At 68.2% G+C, this 1,420-nt stretch carries 1 protein-coding gene and 1 pseudogene; one reads left to right on the top strand and one right to left on the bottom strand.

The genetic code is table 11. The features are described from left to right. Positions 1–465 (top strand): annotated as a pseudogene (locus tag ACFVHI_RS35955) (transposase); the annotation flags it as partial. Between the two features lie 10 nt (positions 466–475). On the opposite strand, the gene ACFVHI_RS35960 reads toward ACFVHI_RS35955, so the two are convergent. Beyond that, positions 476–871 (bottom strand): hypothetical protein, encoded by a 396-nt coding sequence (locus tag ACFVHI_RS35960; RefSeq protein WP_380346206.1) that lies wholly within the window; start codon positions 869–871, stop codon positions 476–478. Between the last annotated feature and the right edge of the window lie 549 nt (positions 872–1,420).

Genomic DNA, 1,420 nt, shown 5'->3' on the forward strand with positions numbered 1-1,420 from the left:
GGAAGTCGGCCAGGCCGACTTCCTGCGCGTGGGGGAGGGCGGGTGTCGCCCGCTCGGGTTTGTGATCACGTCCGGCCAGGGGGGGCGCCGCAGATGATTTCCGTATTGGAAGAGATCCGTGTGCCCCGGCAGGCTGGTGGGCGACCGCGCACCCGGCCCGACCGTGTCGGGGGCGATGGGGCGTACTCGTCGCGCCGCAACCGGCTTCACCTGCGCGGGCGCCAGATCAAGTACACGATCCCCGAGTCGAGAGACCGGCGGGCCAACCGTCAGCGCCGCGGCCGCCGAGGCGGCCGGCCGACCGGGTTCGACAAGACGGCTTACCGCCGCCGCAACGAAGTCGAGCGAACCATCAACCGGCCCAGGGACTTCCGAGCCGTCGCCACGCGCTACGAGAAGAGGGCGCATGTCTTCCATGGGACGGTCACCGTGGCCTCGATCCGCCTATGGCTCCGCCCGGCGTGAGACGCCCCGCTCAGAGGTCTGTTGCACCCGGATAGTGGCGGCGAAGTTCGCTGAGTACGCGCTCGTCGACAGCCCTGACGTCCCACTGCGAGCTGTCCACTTCGGTCAGGGCGACCATCACCCCGTCCCCGGCGAACCCAAGTGCTTCGGCGTCGATCAGCTGGAGGAAGGGGGCCGTCAGTGACAACAGCGTCAACGTGTCCATGCCGCCGTCGGCAGACCGTCTCTCCATCTCGACGCAACGAGGATCGACGATTTCGTCGAACTCGACGCGCCACTGCAGGTCCAGGCCGAAGCTGCCCAGGCGGACCAGTAGCTCAGCCAGCGTCACGTAGTGCTCTCCGTGCCAGGCAGGAAACGTGATCCCCTTCATCCCCGCCTCTGCTTCGGCTGTGTTGCGCGACAAGCGACCCCCTTCGTTCAACAGCAAACACTAGGGCGCGGCCCTGACCAGCTCACACGACCCATCGCACAGACCCCTAGACCCCGCCTGCTGGACGTCACACGGCGCCCCGCCCGACTCCCTGCGCCCGGCACCGTTTCCATCTCGGGGAATTATGTAGACCGACCGTCATATTCCTCGCCTCCCAACCCGCCAGCCTGGAGGCGCCGCACAGGAAGTCGATCAGGCCGACTTCCTGTGCGCACCGGAGGCGGAGGCGGCGGCGCCGCTCGCCGCGCACGCAACTATGTAGACCGGTCGCCATATTCTGCGCGTCCCGTCTGGCTGGGGGCGCTGCGCAGGAAGTCGGCCAGGTCGACTTCCTGCGCGCGGGCGGGGGTGCTCATGCTTGTCGCGAGCCCGACTATGTAGACCGGTCGTCATATTTGGTCCGGTGCTGGATGGGTGTCGCGGGGGGGGTGGGGGGGGGGGGCGTGCGGGGGGGGGGGGGGGGGTTGGTGGGGAGGGGGGGTTTTGTTATTCCGGTGGGCGTATTTTTTAGTGGGGGCGGGG

It is taken from the genome of Kitasatospora sp. NPDC127121 (genome assembly GCF_042677305.1).
In the GTDB taxonomy this organism is placed as follows: Bacteria; Actinomycetota; Actinomycetes; order Streptomycetales; family Streptomycetaceae; genus Kitasatospora.